The 16,358-nt window shown below is 67.7% G+C and carries 12 protein-coding genes and 5 pseudogenes; 6 read left to right on the top strand and 11 right to left on the bottom strand.

The features are described from left to right. Positions 1-9 precede the first annotated feature (9 nt). The 4 genes from T428_RS27085 to ricR form a co-directional block, all read right to left on the bottom strand. Positions 10-588 (bottom strand): TetR/AcrR family transcriptional regulator, encoded by a 579-nt coding sequence (locus tag T428_RS27085; RefSeq protein WP_036467855.1) that lies wholly within the window; start codon positions 586-588, stop codon positions 10-12. Between the two features lie 201 nt (positions 589-789). Further along, positions 790-1,818, bottom strand: coding sequence for a L,D-transpeptidase (locus T428_RS0110430; protein WP_025736441.1), 1,029 nt, complete (start codon positions 1,816-1,818; stop codon positions 790-792). 117 nt (positions 1,819-1,935) lie between these two features. Continuing rightward, positions 1,936-3,174 carry an MFS transporter gene (locus T428_RS0110425; RefSeq protein ID WP_025736440.1) on the bottom strand — a complete coding sequence of 413 codons (1,239 nt, stop codon included), beginning with the start codon at positions 3,172-3,174 and terminating at the stop codon, positions 1,936-1,938. Positions 3,175-3,314: 140 nt separating this feature from the next. Beyond that, positions 3,315-3,605, bottom strand: a complete 291-nt coding sequence (gene ricR, locus T428_RS0110420) for a copper-sensing transcriptional repressor RicR (RefSeq protein WP_025736439.1) — start codon at positions 3,603-3,605, stop codon at positions 3,315-3,317. 99 nt (positions 3,606-3,704) lie between these two features. Between ricR and ilvD the strand changes: the two genes are divergently transcribed. Continuing rightward, positions 3,705-5,417 carry a dihydroxy-acid dehydratase gene (gene ilvD / locus T428_RS0110415; protein ID WP_025736438.1) on the top strand — a complete coding sequence of 571 codons (1,713 nt, stop codon included), beginning with the start codon at positions 3,705-3,707 and terminating at the stop codon, positions 5,415-5,417. Positions 5,418-5,513: 96 nt separating this feature from the next. On the opposite strand, the gene T428_RS0110410 is transcribed toward ilvD, so the two are convergent. Together T428_RS0110410 and T428_RS0110405 are read right to left on the bottom strand one after the other, a co-directional pair. Then, entirely contained in the window at positions 5,514-5,954 is a 441-nt protein-coding gene (locus T428_RS0110410; RefSeq protein ID WP_025736437.1) for an SPW repeat protein, read from the bottom strand. 136 nt (positions 5,955-6,090) lie between these two features. After that, a pseudogene (locus tag T428_RS0110405) lies at positions 6,091-6,755 on the bottom strand (O-methyltransferase). Between the two features lie 207 nt (positions 6,756-6,962). Here T428_RS0110405 and mymT point away from each other — a divergent pair. Beyond that, on the top strand, positions 6,963-7,109 hold the full coding sequence (gene mymT / locus T428_RS34385; protein WP_084298726.1) for a copper-binding metallothionein MymT: 147 nt from the start codon (positions 6,963-6,965) through the stop codon (positions 7,107-7,109). A 32-nt stretch (positions 7,110-7,141) separates the two neighbouring features. Here the strand turns inward: mymT and T428_RS27080 are convergent. From T428_RS27080 to T428_RS0110385, 4 genes and pseudogenes are all read right to left on the bottom strand, one after another. After that, positions 7,142-9,195 (bottom strand): annotated as a pseudogene (locus T428_RS27080) (glycoside hydrolase family 3 protein). 119 nt (positions 9,196-9,314) lie between these two features. Continuing rightward, positions 9,315-9,824: pseudogene (locus T428_RS0110395) on the bottom strand (TIGR04338 family metallohydrolase); the annotation flags it as partial. Then, positions 9,821-10,570, bottom strand: coding sequence for a DUF2786 domain-containing protein (locus T428_RS0110390; protein ID WP_025736434.1), 750 nt, complete (start codon positions 10,568-10,570; stop codon positions 9,821-9,823). The gene T428_RS0110390 and the pseudogene T428_RS0110395, both read right to left, overlap by 4 nt. 42 nt (positions 10,571-10,612) lie before the next feature. After that, positions 10,613-11,398 (bottom strand): alpha/beta hydrolase, encoded by a 786-nt coding sequence (locus T428_RS0110385; protein WP_425412028.1) that lies wholly within the window; start codon positions 11,396-11,398, stop codon positions 10,613-10,615. Position 11,399: 1 nt separating this feature from the next. Here T428_RS0110385 and T428_RS27075 point away from each other — a divergent pair. Further along, positions 11,400-12,529, top strand: a pseudogene (locus tag T428_RS27075) (sigma-70 family RNA polymerase sigma factor). 36 nt (positions 12,530-12,565) lie between these two features. Beyond that, positions 12,566-13,975: pseudogene (locus T428_RS27070) on the top strand (alpha/beta hydrolase domain-containing protein). Here T428_RS27070 and T428_RS0110370 read toward each other — a convergent pair. Further along, positions 13,954-14,835: a LysR family transcriptional regulator gene (locus tag T428_RS0110370; protein ID WP_025736432.1), complete on the bottom strand. Its 882-nt coding sequence runs from the start codon at positions 14,833-14,835 to the stop codon at positions 13,954-13,956. The pseudogene T428_RS27070 and the gene T428_RS0110370 overlap by 22 nt on opposite strands. 155 nt (positions 14,836-14,990) lie before the next feature. On the opposite strand from T428_RS0110370, the gene T428_RS0110365 reads away from it, so the two are divergent. Together T428_RS0110365 and T428_RS27065 are read left to right on the top strand one after the other, a co-directional pair. Beyond that, positions 14,991-15,959 (top strand): DMT family transporter, encoded by a 969-nt coding sequence (locus T428_RS0110365; protein WP_025736431.1) that lies wholly within the window; start codon positions 14,991-14,993, stop codon positions 15,957-15,959. 67 nt (positions 15,960-16,026) lie between these two features. Continuing rightward, the coding region (locus T428_RS27065) for a DUF222 domain-containing protein (RefSeq protein ID WP_156942924.1) at positions 16,027-16,358 on the top strand (332 nt) is incomplete at its 3' end.

Raw genomic sequence — 16,358 nt, 5'->3', positions numbered from 1 at the left:
CCTTTCGGGCTACTTCTTCTGCAAGGCGGCCTGCAACAGATTGCGCAGCTGACGGTGAATGAGATCCAGCGGCGCCACGTCGCGCCGCACCCGAGCCAGGACGATGGCACCCTCGAGAGCCGAGGTCGTCAGCACGGCCAGCTCACTGGCCTGGACGGCGGGTATGCCGTCGGCGATCAAGCGCTCCGCGACCTGGCCGTTACATCGGTCGAACACCGCGGCCGCCCGCTCGATGACGGGGGCCATTCGCTCCCGGTCCTGTTCGTCGCCGGATTCGACGGAGACCGCCACGATCGGGCAACCGGCGCGGGAGTCGCTGTCGATCAACTGGCGGCGGTACTTGTCGATCAGCGTGTCCAGCAGGTCGAGGCTGCTGTAGGCCTTCTCGATGATGGCGCCGACGTGCTCGCCGGCGTAGTCGACCGCCTCGCAGAGCAATTGGGTCCGACCACCCGGGAAGTAGTGATAGGCCGACCCGCGCGGCGCACCGCTGTGCTCCAGCACGTCCGAGATCGCGGTGGCGTGGGCGCCCCGTTCCCGGATCAACAGCGCAGCGGAGATGACCATCCGCTCGCGTGGACTACGCATCGCCACCCCTTTCGACTTATGTATGGTGCTATACATAATCGCGTGGCACGCGAAAGCTCTGCCCAGAAATTCGGTGGAAGTGACCTACCGTCGGTTCAGTCGACTCGGGCCGGCCGGCGATGTTGCGCCCGAGTCCCCCTGCGGGCCAACAGGATTAGGCCGAAGTGCCCGCCGACCACCGCGCTGTCGTCACGACAGCGGCTAGTTGGTGATCCAGTCGCTGGAGCCGTCGTTCTTCTTGTACGTGCCACCGCTGGAGTTCTTCACGATGATCGGATCTCCCGGGCCGAAGTTGTCGAAGAACCACTTGGCGTTGCTGGGGCTGATGTTGATGCAGCCGTGGCTGACGTCGCGCTTGCCCTGGTCGTCCACCGACCACGGTGCGCTGTGCACGAAGTCGCCGACATTGTCGAACCGCACGGCCAGCTCGACGGTCACCTTGTAGCCGTAGGTCGAGTTGACCGGGACCCCGTAGCTCGAGGAGTCCATCACCACCGAAGGCATCTTCTCCTGCACGTAGTAGGTGCCGTTGGGGGTTTGGTGATTGCCGGCCGACATGCCCATCGACATCGGGATGGTCTTCTCCAGGGTGCCGTTGCGGGTGACGGTCAGCTGGTGGGTGGCGTCGTCGGCGGTGGCGATCAACTGGTCGCCGGTGTGAAAGCTAGACTTGGTGCCGCCGGCGTCGATGTTCACCGCGGTGTTGGCGGGCCAGAAATTGATCGGGCGCCAGCGCAGCTGGGTCGGCGTCATCCAGTAGAACTTCCCGGGGACCGGGGGGATCGACGACACGTGCACGGCGGCCTGCGCGGCGCCGGCGTCGTCAACCCGACCGGGGAAGTTAATGATGATCGGTTGCGCGACACCCACCATCGAACCGGTCTTCGGGACGAACGTGGGCGTTCCGAACGGCGCCGTGCCGGTGAACGGCGTCGGGTCCTGCCCGTCGGCGGCGCCCGCGGCGGCCGGTACGACGCCGGGGGACGCCCACGGAGCCGGCGGCGGCGCGTCACCCGGCGGCGCGGCGGGCAACCCCGGCAGCGGCGGCAGCTCGAAGGGCGGCGGCGGAGGCGGGGCGGGGGGCGCGGCAACCACGTTCGGATCGCCCGGAACGGGGTCCGGATCCGCCACGGCGGGGGCGGCGCCAAGCACCAGGACAGTGGCCAACCCCAAGGCGACACCGGCTGCGTTCAGAGCCGCGAAGAGGCCTGCCCTCGTCCAGCCCGACATATGCATCCCTCCAGTCAGTTGCTGGACCCAGTGTGGCATAGCGGCGCCCCCAGCTACCTAATTTGCGCGGGGCGCGGGCCCGGTCAGGCTGGCAGTTAGGTGCTGTGAGCTGCGGGACTATGAATCGCGTGAGGTTGGCGGAGCAACGTCGAGCATCCGCCGGTTGGCCGCAATGCCGGCCAGCGCGATTCCCATCAAACCGGCCGATGCGGCGAGCATCGTGGCCACGCTGTGCTCGTACAGCAAGCCACCGGACAGCGAGCCGGCCATGATGCCCACCTGAAAGGCCGTCACGTACAGCCCGGACGCGCCGTCGGGGTCGTCGGCGCCGTTGCGCATCGCGGCGGATTGCATCATCGGCGACACCGCGGTGGCCATGGCGCCCCACAGCACGATCGCGGCGGTCCCCAGCAGCGCGGTCGCCCCGGTGGTGGTGCGGTCGCCGAACGCCAGCGCAGTCAGCACCACGAACGCGGCGGTCAGCCCCGCCATGCACAAAATGACCGCGCCCAGGGGCCGGCGGTCCAGCGGCCGCGCCACCAGCGGCACCGACAGCAGGCCCGCGATGCCGTAGGCGGCCAGCGCCCAGGCCTGATTGGGGCCGCGCACGCCGACGACGTCGCGGATGACCACCGAAATGTAGGTGTAGGAGACGAAATGGCCGGTGACCGCCACCATCGCGAGCAGGCTCACCGTGATCAACCGCGGGTTGCGGTGATGGCGCGACCGAGGGCCGACACAGGCCAGCTGGTCCTGGGTGAGCACCAGCTGCGGCAGGATCACCCGGGCGGCCACGGTGACGATCACCGCCGCGGCCATCACACACACGACCGCCAGCCGCCAGCCGAACACCAGGCTCATCGCCGCCGTGAGTGGACTACCGATCACCAGCGCCAGGCTGGTCCCGACGTAGATCGAGGTGGTCGCGCGGCCCGCGTGGCTGGGCGGCACCAGCCTGGTGGCGATCGGGGCGATCACCGCCCACAGCAGGCCGTGGGTGAACGCGCACAGCACCCGGCCCGCGGCCAGCACCGCGAAGTTGGGGGCCAGCGCCGAGATGACCTGCGAGGCGGTCAGGCAAGTCAGGCTGAGCATCAGCGCGCACCGGCGCGGCCAGTGCGCGGTCCAGCGCACCAGCGGGAACGTCGTCAGGGCAGCGACCAGCGCATACCAGGTCAGCAGGGTGCCGACGTAGACGACACTGACGTGCAGGTCCCGGGAGATCGCGGACAGCGTCCCCACCGGAAGGATCTCGGCCGTCACATAGATGAAGGCCGCCGCGGCTAGCACTGCCAGCTGCGCGGCGATCCGTGGCGTCCACGTTCGCGCGGTGGCTGTTCCGGTTTCGGCAGTCATGGCGTGGGATACGGTATCGGCCGGGCTCCCCAGTTCCTGGGTTGTCGTGCCTAATGCGATCACACTGCCTTACCGTACGCACCGCAACAATGGGTTCGGCCGACATAGCACCGCAACATCGCTCTCAACTACATCACCGATCAGGAACGAACCAGACGCGCAATCGCCGCGGACGCCTCGGCCAGCTTCTGGTCGGCTTCGCTGCCGCCCTCGCCGACCGCGCGGGTCACGCAATGTCCGAGGTGCTCGTCGAGCAAGTTCAACGCCACCGACCGCATCGCGCTGTTCACCGCGCTGATCTGGGTAAGGACGTCAATGCAGTACTTGTCTTCCTCGATCATCTTCGCGATGCCGCGCACCTGACCCTCGATGCGCCGCAGCCGCTTGGCGTAATTGTCCTTCTGCTGCGAGTATCCGTGCGGAGTCGTCACCTCGGCCTCCCTGCGGCTTGTCAAACTTCCAGAATACCCTATACCCCAGCGGGGTATGACCGGTGAAAATGGCTTGTCCGCCCCGCGCATACTTGATCAATGGCCCTGCGCACCGAGGCGGCAACCGCCGACATCAAACCCCGTAGTCGTGACGTCACCGACGGTCTGGAGAAGACCGCCGCCCGGGGAATGTTGCGCGCGGTAGGCATGGGCGACGACGACTTCGCCAAGCCGCAGATCGGCGTCGCCTCGTCGTGGAACGAGATCACGCCGTGCAACCTGTCGCTGGACCGGCTGGCCAAGGCCGTCAAAGAGGGCGTCTTTGCCGCCGGCGGTTACCCGCTGGAGTTCGGGACGATTTCGGTCTCCGACGGCATCTCGATGGGCCACGAGGGGATGCACTTCTCACTGGTGTCCCGCGAGGTGATCGCCGACAGCGTCGAGACCGTGATGCAGGCCGAGCGACTCGACGGTTCGGTGCTGCTGGCCGGCTGTGACAAGTCGCTGCCCGGCATGCTGATGGCCGCCGCTCGCCTGGACCTGGCGTCGGTGTTCCTCTATGCGGGCTCGATCCTGCCGGGGGTGGCCAAGCTGTCCGACGGCAGCGAGCGCGAGGTGACGATCATCGACGCGTTCGAGGCGGTGGGCGCCTGCTCGCGCGGGTTGATGTCGCGCGCCGACGTCGACGCCATCGAACGCGCGATCTGCCCCGGCGAGGGCGCCTGCGGCGGGATGTACACCGCCAACACGATGGCCAGCGCCGCCGAGGCACTCGGCATGTCGCTGCCGGGCAGCGCGGCGCCTCCGGCCACCGATCGCCGCCGCGACGGGTTCGCCCAGCGCAGCGGGGTGGCCGTCATCGAACTGCTGCGCCGCGGGATCACCGCCCGCGACATCCTCACCAAGGAGGCCTTCGAGAACGCGATCGCGGTGGTGATGGCGTTCGGCGGCTCGACCAACGCGGTGCTGCACCTGCTGACCATCGCCCACGAGGCCGAGGTGGATCTGTCCCTGGACGACTTCAGCCGGATCGGCTCCAAGGTGCCGCACCTGGCCGACGTCAAACCGTTTGGCCGCCATGTCATGTCGCACGTCGACCACATCGGCGGCGTCCCGGTGATGATGAAGGCGCTCCTGGATGCGGGGCTGCTGCACGGTGACTGCCTGACGGTGACCGGACATACCCTGGCCGAGAACCTGGCCGCCATCGAGCCGCCCGACCCGGACGGCAAGGTGGTGCGCGCGTTGAGCGACCCGATTCACCCGACCGGTGGGATCACCATCCTGCGCGGGAGCCTGGCACCCGAGGGCGCCGTGGTGAAGTCGGCCGGTTTCGACTCCGACGTGTTCGAGGGCACCGCAAGGGTTTTCGACGGCGAGCGGGCCGCGCTGGACGCCCTCGAGGACGGCACCATCACCAAGGGCGACGCGGTGGTGATCCGCTACGAAGGCCCCAAGGGCGGCCCCGGGATGCGCGAAATGCTGGCCATCACCGGGGCGATCAAGGGTGCCGGGCTCGGCAAGGACGTGCTACTGCTGACCGACGGCCGGTTCTCCGGCGGCACAACCGGCCTGTGCGTGGGCCACATCGCACCCGAGGCGGTGGACGCCGGGCCGATCGCCTTCCTGCGCGACGGCGACCGGATCCGGCTCGACGTCGCCGGTGGCACCCTGGACGTGCTGACCGATCCGGCCGAATTCGCTTCCCGACAAGAAGGTTTCACGCCTCCACCGGCCCGCTACAAGACCGGCGTGCTGGCCAAGTACGTGAAGCTGGTCAGCTCGGCGGCGAGCGGAGCGGTCTGCGGGTAGGCAGCGCAATACCGCCTCACCGAGTGTGGAGCTGATTGCACGTTTCACACCGAAAAACGATGCACAACACCCACACTCGGTGTTCGGTTGGCGCCGCTACGCGTGGTCAGCCGTGGCGCGGGTGCGCATGCCGAAGTAGGCCGCGTTGAGACCCAGGAAGGTCAACAACACGCCCGCGACCACATGCGACCAGACCATCCCGGTCGTCACCGCGACGCCCGACACTACCCACGGCGAGATCAGGACCCACACGCCGAGCACCGGCAGTGTCCAGGTCATGCCATGCGCGCGGTCCAGTGCCGTCGCGAACCCATACGACATGAACGCCACCGCGATACCGGCGATGAAGTCGGATGTGGCAAGCGATGTCGTCCCGCCGAATCCAACGATCCACGGTGATGCGGCGACGTAGAGCCCGGTCAGCAGAGCCAGACCGAAGGTGAAATGCGCAGTCATCGACTCGGCGACGCGCTCGTAGCGTGCCCGCAGATCCAACAGATCCGGGTGGTGATCAATTGATGAATGGACCGTACTCATTTGGCTACCTCTCTGTAAGGCAGCAAGCCCGTTACGCAACAAGCACTCTGGGCTCGCTGCAACCATCCATCTTGTCCTAGGTTACGCTCGATTACGGCCCGCCAGCAACGAAATCCGGAGCCGCCCGACCTGCGGTTTAAAGCTCCTTCACCAACGCGATGGCGAAGCCGTCCCAGTGCTTGGCTCCGACCGTCTGAATCACCGCGGTGTCCAGCTGCGCGTGCTGGCCCATCACCTGCAATGTCTCACGCGTCGCGGCGACCTTGGCGTCGTCGGATTCCGGCGAGAGGATGGCGCCTTCGCGAATTACGTTGTCCACCACGATGACTGCGCCGGGACGGGCGAGCTTGACCGCGAACTGCAGGTATTCGACATAGTGCTCCTTGTCCGCATCGATGAACACCAGGTCGAAGGGATCACCCCTGATGGTCGGCAAAGTTTCCAGTGCCGGGCCGATCACCACCTGCACCCGATCGGCGACACCGGCCCGCTGCAGGTTGGCCCAGGCGACGTCGGCGTGGTTGGGCTCGTACTCCAAGGTCAGCACTTGCCCGTGCGGACCCACCCCGCGCGCCAGCCAAATGATGCTGAAACCACCGAGGGTGCCGATCTCGAGAACGCGCCGCACCTGAACGGCACCGGCCAGCAGAGACAAGAACTTGCCCTGCTGCCATGACACGGCGATTTGCGGCAGCCCGGCCGCATTGCTGGCCTCCAGCGCGGCGGCCAAGTCCGGATCGTCACCGATAACCGCGCTGTCCAAAAGGCATCGACGTCTTGCGGGGTGGGGTTTTCGGTCATGCATCCACGCTAGCCGCGCGGGCTGCCCCGCCGCGTCGCGCCTGGTCATGCGTCCGGTCGATAACAGACACCCGCCGAGTCTTTACCAGATACCCGTATGGGGTATACATTGGGCGTGGGCGGCCCGCCGGGGCCGGCAACCACCGAAGGTAACCACTGGATTGCGGCGAGCCAGCCGGAATCCCGTACTAGATAAGGGTGATTCAGATGGCGCATTACGAAGAGGGGACACAACTGACCTGCGGTCACGAGAGATGCGGCTGTCGCGTCCGCATCGAAGTCGCATGCCACTGCTCGGACGCAGACGAGGACTACCGCTGCTCTTGTGGCGAAGCATTGGTGCCCGTCAAGTAGATTTCGCCGGCCGGTCGTTGCGTTCGCGCCGGTCAGCGCGCGAACGCTCGGCCGGCCAGCTCGACCTCGGCGGTAAGCGGTAACGCGACGGCCGAGGCGCCGACCGCCACCGGGTAGCGGCCCGGATCGATGCGCCAGCTCCCAGCCTCGAAACGGGCAAGCAGGCGCGGGTCGGCCGCGATCGTCACCCGGCGCGTCTCGCCCGGGTCGAGCTCGATCCGCTCGAAGCCCAGTAGCCGTTGGCGTTGTGCACCGGTCAGATACAGCTGCGGGACGTCGGCCCCGCCACGATCGCCGGTGTTGACGACGGTGAAGCTCGCCGTGACCGTGTCGCCACCGCTGACCTTGAGGTCGCGGTACGCAAAGCTGGTGTAGGACAAGCCATGACCGAACACGAACAACGGCGTACGGCCCCGGCCGGCGAACCATCGGTAGCCGACCTCGGCCCCCTCGAAGTAGTCGATCGTGGTTGGTATCCCGAACGCGGCGCCGAGGCCGGGCAGCGTCGGGCGTGGCGTCTGGTCGAGTCCGACCGGGAACGTGATCGGCAGCCGTCCCGACGGGTTCACTTGGCCCGCAATGATCTCCGCGATCGCTTGACCGCCGGCTTGGCCCGGATACCACGCCTGCAGGATCGCGTTCACCTTGTCACGCCACGGCATCACCACCGGGTTGCCGGTCTCGAGCACCACGACGGTGTTCGGGTTGGCGGCCGCGACCGCTGCGATCACGGCGTCCTGTCCCCACGGCAGCGACAGGTCGGCGCTGTCGAAACCCTCGCCTTCGACCCGAATCCCGAACATGATCGCGACATCGGCCCGCCGCGCGGCCAGCACCGCCTCGGCCGGGCTCAGGCCGGGATCGAATTCGACCTGCGCGCCGGGGAATTGCTTCCTGAGATCGTCGACCGGGCTGGACGGCAACAGGTACAGGTTGCGGGTGCCGCCGGTCAGGCCCGGCCCACCGATCGGGACGACTTGGGCATACCCGCCCGGGGGAACGACGGCGCTGGAGCCGCAGCCCGTCGGCACCCCGAGCTGCGCGTAGCCGCCGATTACCGCGATGCGGGCATCCGGTGCCAGCGGCAGCGCCCCGCGATTCTGCAGCAGTACGATCCCCTGGCGCGCGATCTGCAGCGCAATGTCGTTGTGGGCGGCCATATCCGGCTCTAGTGTCGCGTCGCCGCGGTCGACCCCGACCGCGAACATCGAACGCAGGATCCGCCGAACCATGTCGGACAGCCGGTCTTTGGGTAACCTGCCGTCGGCGTAGGCCGTCCGCAAGGGTTCGGTGAATGCCTCAGCGCCCCAGAACACGGTGTCGATCTGCGCGCCGCACTCCTGGTCCAGGCCGTGCAGCGCGCACTGCCAACTCGGTGTGGCGCCCCAGTCGGACATGACCCAACCGCGGTATCCCCACGCGCCCTTCAGGATGTCGTTGAGCAGCACCCGATTCGCCGACGCGTAGTCACCGTTGACCTTGTTGTAGGCGGTCATCACCGCACCGGGGGCGGATCGTTCGATGGCGATCTCGAAGGCCAGCAGGTCGGATTCGCGATGAGCGTCGGGATCGATGATCGCGTCCAACCAGTGCCGGTTGGTCTCGTTGCAATTCAGCGAATAGTGCTTGACCGTCGAAATGACGCCCTGTTGCTGGATCCCGATGACGGACTCGGCGGCGATGGTGCCGGTCAAAAGCGGGTCTTCCGAGACGTATTCGAAGTTGCGGCCGTTGCGCGGGTCGCGCGCCAGGTTCATCGCGCCCGCCAACTGCACGTTGAACCCGCGGCTGCGCGCCTCGCGGCCGATCACCTGTCCCGCGGCGCGCGCGAGGTCGGGATCGAAACCGGCGGCCAGCGCCAGACCGGCCGGCAGCGCCGTCGCGGTGTCGCCTTGCCGGTAGCCGGGATTGGTGACGCCGAGGCCTCCATCGCTCATCCGCAGCGCGGGGATGCCGAGCCGGGAATCCCCGGTACGTAGCCGGCACTCATCGGGGTTCCGGGCGGGATGCGGTCGTCGGGCAGCGGCCACAGCTCCGAGCGCCCCATCACCGCGACCAGCAACGTAAATCGCTCGTCGTCGGTCATCTGGCTTTCGACGTCGCGCGCCCTGGTGTCCGGATCGTCCCGTTCACCCGGGCTCACTTGTCCGGCTCTCCCCCGCCAGCGGGAGGTGTGCTCCCAGCGGCCCGCGTCGTCGCCGCCCATTTCACACCCTCTTTGGCGTAGACCACCCGCAGCACGTGCCCGAGCTCCGGTCCCATCATCAGCTCCGCCAGGGTGCAGACGGTGTCGACGAATTCCGGACCGTGCGCGGGTTGGGCCCGGCACAGGTGGTGTGCCACCTCGTGCAGCACCACCAGCTCACGCAACGCCCAGTCGGCGGCGTCGCGGTCGGGAATAGCGATAACGCCTGTGCCCCTGTAGTTTTCGTAGTGCGCCGCGGTGGCGGCCCGCCGCGACCGCACCCTCAGCGGCGACGGCTCGGGCCAGCGATCCCGCACCGCCGGTAGCGCAAGCACCTCGTCAACATAGCGCTGCACCGACGCCACGGAGCCGAATCGGCCCTCCGGCGGCAGCGTCAACTGGGTGGCGAAGAACTCCACAGTCGAAGAGCCGTGCTCGGCGGCTCGGTCGAACATCCTGCGGACGAACTCCTCGGCCGCATATACCTTGGAGCGCTGAAAATCCCGCGTCGGCGCACCGTCGGCGCTCACCTGCCCAGCGCGCTCCGCGCCCCGGGCAGCTCGGGGCTGTTGCCCAGCCGCGCCCGCCTGCCGGCCCGATCTCCCGCCCGACGTGCCGCCAACGAATACCCCGCCGTCGCCCGGCTGACTTGATAGGTACCGCGCGCCTTGGACGCCCTGCGGTAGTGGTCGCTCAGCTCGATATCCTTGTCCCGCAACGCAATAGCGGTGCCGGGACGACGGCTGGTGTCCTTGGTGGCCTCCCGCCGGGCCTCTTCGCGCGCCTCGCTCAACCGTTGACCGATGCGCGCCCCGAAGGCCAGCTGGAAGTTGAGCCGGGCGGTGATCGTCGGGGTGGGCCGGTGGGCACCCGAGGCGAGGTAGGCATCCGAGGCCCGCACCATCTGAACGACCAGGCTGGCGTACAGGGCATGGCTGGCGTCGATGTCCTCGGCGAACCCATAGGCGTAGACGAACGTCGAATTCGACGCTACGTCGCAGCGCACGTCGTTGGCCGCGGCGATCACCACGAACAGCTGCACGTACGTCCGCAGTCCCTTGGTGCCGGCCGCCCCGATCGTGATGGTCCGCTGGGTCGGCGCCTGCGCGGCCGAGCGGTTGGCGGAATGCGACCGGGCCACCGCCAAGTCGATCGACGCCGCCGTCGCCAACCGCTGTGCGGCGGCCATGAAGGCGTCGGCCTCGTGGGTGTTGTCGGTGCCTTCGGCCTGACGCAACAGCGCGGCGATGCGCGCCAACATCTTGTCGTCGGTCATAGGCGCCAAACTACAAGAGCCTACCGACAGTTCGCTCGAGGCTTACAGCCGGTCGGTGATCCACGCGACGACATCGCCCAGCACCTGGTCTTGCTCGGGCTCGTTGAAAACCTCGTGGTACAGCCCCGGATAGACCTTCAGCGTGACGTCGGTGGATCCCACACATTCGACCAGGCGCCGACTTCCGGCCACCGGCACCAGCCGGTCGCATTCACCGTGCACCACCAGCAGCGGGGCGGTCAGTGCCGGTGCCCGCTGCGGCATGGTCTCGCTGACCTCGAGCATCGCCCGCCCGACACCGAACGGGATCTTGCCGTGGTAGACCAGCGGGTCGGCCTTGTAGGCCGCGACCACCGCGGGGTCACGCGAGATGGCGTCGACGTCGAGGTCCTGCACCCGCACGCCGGGCAACACGGCGCCGAGGAATTTCGCCGCGAATGCCACCAGCCCCGGCACCGCATCCTGAGCCGCCACCACCGGCCCCGACAGCACCATCAGGTCGTAGTTGTCCGGACGCTCGACACCGTAGGCGAAGACAATGCCTCCGCCCATGCTGTGCCCGAGCACGACGCACTTGAGCCCGGGGTGTTCCCGCGTGGCGATCCCGACCAGCGTGTCAAAGTCGGCGGTGTACTCCGCGACATCGCGAACCAGCATCCGCTTGCCCCCGGAGCGGCCGTGTCCGCGGTGGTCCAGCGCGTAAGTGACCAATCCGACCGCTTCGAAGCGCTGGGCGACGTGGTCATAGCGGCGGGCGTACTCGCCGAGACCGTGCGACAGCACCACCACGGCCCGCGGCGGTGCATCCGGCGTCCAGACGTCGTACACGATGCGCACGCCGCCCAGGCCGTCGAAATTCCGTTCACTGCGGGTCATGGGACGTCCTAGTCATTAGGGGCAGCGTAATGGCTCCTGGGCTGCCTTGTCCGAGGCGCTGCGTAGGCTCATCCGGGTGAGAGTGCTCGCGGAGAACTCTGGCGACGCAGAGCTGCCCGCCGCGGGCGGGGGCAGCCCGACTTCTCGGCGCGTGCCGAGCCGTATCGCCGCGAACTGCTGGCGCACTGCTACCGGATGACCGGGTCCCTGCACGACGCGGAAGACCTGGTGCAGGAGACGCTGCTGCGGGCCTGGAAGGCCTATGACCGCTTCGAAGGCAAGTCCTCGATGCGGACCTGGCTGCACCGCATCGCCACCAACACCTGTCTGACCGCGCTGGAGGGCCGGACCCGCCGACCGTTGCCCACCGGGCTGGGCGGGCCCAGCTCGGACCCGACCGCCGAGCTGGTCGAACGCCGCGAAGTGCCCTGGCTGGAGCCGCTGCCCGACCCGACGGAGGACGCGGCCGACCCGTCGGTCATCGTCGCGTCCCGCGGGTCGGTGCGGTTGGCGTTTGTCGCTGCGCTGCAGCACCTCTCGCCCCGGCAGCGGGCGGTGTTACTGCTGCGCGACGTGCTGCAGTGGAAGGCCGCCGAAGTGGCCGACGCGATCGGCACCACCGCCACGGCGGTCAACAGCCTGCTGCAGCGGGCCCGGTCCCAGCTGGATACCGTTCAGCCCAGCGCGAGCGACCGCCTGGTGGCGCCGGATTCGGCCGAGGCGCGGGATCTGCTGGCCCGCTACATCGCGGCGTTCGAGTCCTATGACATCGACCGGCTGGTCGAGCTGTTCACCGCCGAGGCGGTCTGGGAGATGCCGCCGTACACCGGTTGGTACCATGGCGCGCGGGCCATCGTCACCCTGATTCACCAGCAGTGCCCCGCCGAGCATCCCGGCGATATGCGGATGATCCCGCTGATCGCCAACGGCCAACCAGCCGCCGCGATGTACATGCGGGCCGGCGATCGGCACGTGCCGTTTCAGCTGCATGTGCTGGATGTCCGCACCGACGGGATATCGCATGTGGTTGCATTCCTTGACGACGCGTTGTTCACGAGATTCGGGCTGCCCCGCCCCCTGTGACGGGCAGCTGCCGATCGGTGAGAAAGGGTGTGACCAATGACGGAGGCCCCCCGCATCACGGCGGTACCCGGCAAGCCGCTTCTACTGTTGGGCGGCTTCGATATTGGCGATCTGGGCTATGTCGCCGAGGAGTTCTTCGTCTCCGGAACGGCCTCGTCGTACACCCCGGACTCCGAGTTGAGCCCGGACGGCCGGTGGGCCGTAACGCCGTCCGGCACCGCCGATTACACGACCCGGATCGTGGTGCTCACACCGTCGGATGCGGCGCAGTTCAACGGCACGGTGCTGGTCGAGTGGCTCAATGTCAGCGGCGGTATCGACGCTCCGACGGTGTGGATGATGGCGCACCGCGAAATAGTCCGGGCGGGCTACGCCTACGTCGCGGTCTCGGCGCAGCAGGTCGGGGTCGACGGCGGTGCCAGCCTGCTCGGTTTCGACATGTCCCTCAAGACCCAGGATCCGACGCGGTACGCGGCGCTGAGCCACCCCGGCGATGCGTTCTGCTACGACATCTTCTCGCAAACCGGTGCGCTGGCCCGCGGGACCGACATCCTGCGTGGGTTACACGCGGAACACGTTGTCGCCCTGGGTGAATCGCAGTCAGCGATGTTCCTCACCACGTATGTCAACGCCGTCGACCCGATTGCCGCAGTCTACGACGGTTTCCTGGTGCATTCCCGATTCGCTTCTGCCGCACCGCTGGACGGCGGCTCCGTCCTCGACGAACTGCAAGCCAACGTGCCGCAGGCGGTCAACTTCCGTGACGACCTGCGCGTCCCGCTCCTCACGATCATCACCTAGACCGACCTGTTCGGCGCCGTACGGCATGGCTACTACTTCGCCCGCCAACCCGACAACCAGTGGCTGCGGGTCTGGGAGATCCCCGGCGCCGCGCATGCCGACAATTACACGATCCAGGTGGCGGCGATCGACACCGGCTCGGCGCCGCTGCAGGACATCGTGGCCGCCTATGCGCCCACCAACATGCTGATGGGCCAGCAGCTCGATCACTTCATCAACTTCGCGCCGCAACACCACTACGTCGTGCAGGCCGCGATCGCCGCGCTGGTCAGGTGGGTCCGCACCGGCGAGGCGGCCCCGTCCGCGCCACCCATCGAGATGACGAAAACCGAACTGCCTCAGCCGATCCTGGACCCGAACGGTCTGGCGAAGGGCGGCCTGCAGACACCCTGGGTGGATGTGCCGCTGGCCCGGACTTCCGGTGAGGACAGCACGCCGGAGAACGTGATGTCGGCGATCTTCGGTTCCGGCGAACCCTTCGACGACGCCACGGTGCGCCGGCTCTACCCGGGTGGGGCCGCGGAGTACCTGCGCACCTTCACCGCGGCACTGGACACGGCCATCGGGTCCGGCTTCATCTTGCCCGCAGACCGTGCCGAAATCCTCGAGCTGGCCCGCGCCACCTATCCCGCTGAGGATTCGTGAAGTCCGCGTTCACTTTTCGCTGCCAGCACGTCGCGCACCGCGGTGTCGACAGTGACCAGCACGTCCGGGTCGATGCCGGAGCGACCGCGAACCAGTATTGACGCGCTGTTGGGTGCGGGCAGCCCCTCGGCGGGGCACACACCGTCGGGAAGCTTGCCGATCTTGGGCAGCAGCGCGAGCCCCAGGCCAGAGCGCACCGTGGCGTAAAGCCCGGCCAGATCACCGCATTCGTCGACAACCTCGTATTCGACGCCGTGCTTTTCGAGCAACGCGAAGGCCGGCTCACGCAACGTGCACGGTTCGGAATAGATCACCAGCGGCAGCGGTCCTGTCTGCTGGACGCTGAATGTTCGCGCCGAAACCCACTGCAGCTGAACAATTCCCGAGGCGTTGGAGCGATCCAGCCCCGACCTGTCGAGCATGATCGCCAGGTCTACCTGCCCACGGTCGATCGCGTCGGCCAGGGAAACGTTGCGGTCCAGCCGGAATCGTGGTCGACGGTCGGGAAGACGCTGACGCAGCACGCTGGTCAGGGCGGGCAGCATCACGTCCGCGCCGTGCTCGGTGGCACCGACCGTCAGCACTTTGTGTTCGGTCGCGCCGAGGTCGTCGAGCGCCGCGTCGTGGGCGGCCAGAATCGTGCGAGCGTGCCGCCACACGCGCTGCCCCATCTCGGTGAACGAGACCCCGCGCCCCGAGCGTTGCACCACGGGCTCGCCGACCACGCTTTCGACCTTGCGCAGATGCTGGCTGACCGCGGACTGACTGAGGTGTAGTGCGGCGGCGGCGCGGTGAAATCCGCCACAATCGGCGACCGCGACGAGGCTGCGCAGCGGCGCGATATCGAGCACCTGGGCCATGCCGCCACCCTAATTCGATCAGCAAAATTGATCAATACTGCGACAATTGCGTTGAAATGCCGCCCCGGCCAACACCGGCGATAAGGCTTTGCAATCGGTTCTGATCGCCAAAAATCGTTGGACGGAATGAGTGACGCTTCGCGACCATGGTGGGCATGCAGCTGGCCCGCATGCCGTTGAGTACCGCTTCGGCGGTGACGCTGACCTATGCGATCGGATATCCGATCGGGGCGCTGGCCGTGACCGCGATGACCCCGATGGCCGTGCTGGTGCTGCGCTTCGGCTTCGCGGTGGTCATCCTGGCGTCGTGGGCCCTGCTGGCCCGGGCATCGTGGCCCCACGGTGCCCAGTTCGGTCACGTCATCGTCGCGGGCCTGCTGATCCAGGCCGTCCAGTTCTGCTGCCTGTACGAGGCGCTGCTGCTGGGAGCGTCCGCCGTGCTGTGCGCGGTCGTGATCGCGATGAACCCGGTCATGACGGCCATTCTGGCCACGCTGTTCCTGCGCGAGCCGCTGGGTCGGCTGCGGGTCGTCGCCCTGGTCCTCGGCATCATCGCGGTACTCGCCGCTTGCGCTAGAAGGCTGACGGGCATGCACGGGGTCGACCCTGTCATGTTGCTGCTTGTTGTTGGGCTGCTTGGTCTTTCGGCCGGCGGGGTCTATCAGCAGCGGTTCTGCGCGGGGGTCGACTTCCGCACGATCAGCGCGGTACAAAACTGCGTGGCGTTTTTCCCTGCGGCGGCACTCGCGATGCTGACGCCGTTCGCCGTGCACGATGCGGGAAGAGCCGCCGCCGCGGTCGCAGGCATGGTACTGCTCAACGCCACGTTGGCGGTCAGCATTTACCTGCGCGCCATCAGCATTCACGGCGCTGCCGCCGTGGCGATGCTGTTCGCGATCATTCCCGCGGCCGCCGCGGTGCTGTCCTGGCTGATGCTCGGTCAGCGCCCGGACGTCGGCGTCGCGATCGGCCTGCTCGTCGGCGGCCTGGCCTGCTGGCTGAACAGCCGCGCAGCCGACCGGCGGCGCGCCGCACAGCCAACACCCGAGCCGGAATTCGCGTCCGCGGCACCGAACATGGTGAGCTGTTCAGCGGCCAATCCGGCTGTTCCTCTTGACGGTTGACGACGGCTTGGCCCCGGGGCGGATCTCGCGGCCGAAACTTGTCGTACCCCGCTGTGAGGATGGGGTTATGTCTTCGATCGCTTCGTCTTCGGCGGTGGTGGTGAGCCCGAAGGAGCGGTTGGAGGTGTTGTTTGGTGAGTTGGCGGAGTTGGCTGGTCAGCGCAATGCCATTGATGCCCGCATGGTGGCGATCACCGCCGAGATTGACCGTGATGGGTTGTGCGGGATGACCGGTGCGCGGTCGGTGGCGGCGTTGGTGGGCTGGAAGACCGGGTCGTCGCCGGCACACGCCCAGACGATCGCCACCGTGGCGCATCGGCTCGAGGAGTTTCCCCGTTGTGTGGCGGGCATGGCCGAAGGCCGGCTGTCGCTGGATCAAGTCGGGGTCATCGCCGCTGG

Origin of the sequence: Mycobacterium genavense ATCC 51234, from assembly GCF_000526915.1 — a bacterium.
GTDB classification, from domain to species: Bacteria; Actinomycetota; Actinomycetes; order Mycobacteriales; family Mycobacteriaceae; genus Mycobacterium; species Mycobacterium genavense.
The sequence above is the reverse complement of the archived record's forward strand: the minus strand, read 5'-3'. Positions and strand labels throughout refer to the sequence as shown.

What these genes read in the sequence shown, in the direction of transcription:
- T428_RS0110370 (WP_025736432.1), bottom strand. Translation starts at nt 14,835, where the DNA reads ATGGCCCAGGTGCTCGATATCGCGCCGCTGCGCAGCCTCGTCGCGGTC.
- T428_RS27085 (WP_036467855.1), bottom strand. Translation starts at nt 588, where the DNA reads ATGCGTAGTCCACGCGAGCGGATGGTCATCTCCGCTGCGCTGTTGATC.
- T428_RS0110365 (WP_025736431.1), top strand. Translation starts at nt 14,991, where the DNA reads ATGCAGCTGGCCCGCATGCCGTTGAGTACCGCTTCGGCGGTGACGCTG.
- T428_RS0110430 (WP_025736441.1), bottom strand. Translation starts at nt 1,818, where the DNA reads ATGTCGGGCTGGACGAGGGCAGGCCTCTTCGCGGCTCTGAACGCAGCC.
- T428_RS0110410 (WP_025736437.1), bottom strand. Translation starts at nt 5,954, where the DNA reads ATGAGTACGGTCCATTCATCAATTGATCACCACCCGGATCTGTTGGAT.
- ilvD (WP_025736438.1), top strand. Translation starts at nt 3,705, where the DNA reads ATGGCCCTGCGCACCGAGGCGGCAACCGCCGACATCAAACCCCGTAGT.
- T428_RS0110390 (WP_025736434.1), bottom strand. Translation starts at nt 10,570, where the DNA reads ATGACCGACGACAAGATGTTGGCGCGCATCGCCGCGCTGTTGCGTCAG.
- T428_RS0110425 (WP_025736440.1), bottom strand. Translation starts at nt 3,174, where the DNA reads ATGACTGCCGAAACCGGAACAGCCACCGCGCGAACGTGGACGCCACGG.
- mymT (WP_084298726.1), top strand. Translation starts at nt 6,963, where the DNA reads ATGGCGCATTACGAAGAGGGGACACAACTGACCTGCGGTCACGAGAGA.